General features: G+C 73.8%; 1 protein-coding gene. It reads right to left on the bottom strand.

All coding sequences use genetic code 11. From position 1 onward, the window contains the following. Positions 1-503 (bottom strand): NAD(P)-binding protein (locus FNQ90_RS25955; protein WP_323380189.1); only part of this gene is annotated, 503 nt, incomplete at its 3' end. Positions 504-627: the final 124 nt, after the last annotated feature.

Raw genomic sequence — 627 nt, 5'->3', positions numbered from 1 at the left:
GCCACACCATCCGCCCCACCCCCGTCGCCGAAGAAGACGCCGACGGGGGTGGGGCGGAAGGTGTGGCCGATGCCCATGCGGTCGGCGGCGGCGCGCAGGTGTTCGTCGGCGGGGGTGGTGTCGGGGTTGATCCGCACCCCGAGCATCCGGCGGGCCTGCTCGTACCAGGGGGTCAGTTCCTCGCGCCAGTCGGTGATCTCGGCCCACTGGCGGTCGGCGAAGAAGGCGTCCGGTGGAACGTAGAGGGTGTTGGCGTAGTTGAGGGAGCCGCCGCCGACGCCGGCCCCGGCGAGGACGAGGACGTTGTCCAGGGGGTGGATGCGCTGGATGCCGTACAGGCCCAGGCGGGGTGCCCACAGGTAGTCGCGCAGGTTCCAGGAGGTGGCGGGGAGTTCGGCGCGCTCGAAGCGGCGGCCGGCCTCCAGGACGGCGACCCGGTACCCCTTCTCGCTCAGGCGGAGGGCGGCGACGGCGCCCCCGAACCCGGATCCGACGACGATCACGTCGTGGTCGTAGCCCTCGTGGTCGGTCGCCTCACGATCGGTCCCGGTGGGGCGGTCGGTCCCGGTGGGGCGGTCGGTCCCGGTGGGGCGGTCGGCGGCCTCGGACACGGCGTCCTCCTGGCGG

Source organism: Streptomyces alkaliphilus (assembly GCF_014141535.1).
In the GTDB taxonomy this organism is placed as follows: domain Bacteria; phylum Actinomycetota; class Actinomycetes; order Streptomycetales; family Streptomycetaceae; genus Streptomyces; species Streptomyces alkaliphilus.
The sequence above is the reverse complement of the archived record's forward strand: the minus strand, read 5'-3'. Positions and strand labels throughout refer to the sequence as shown.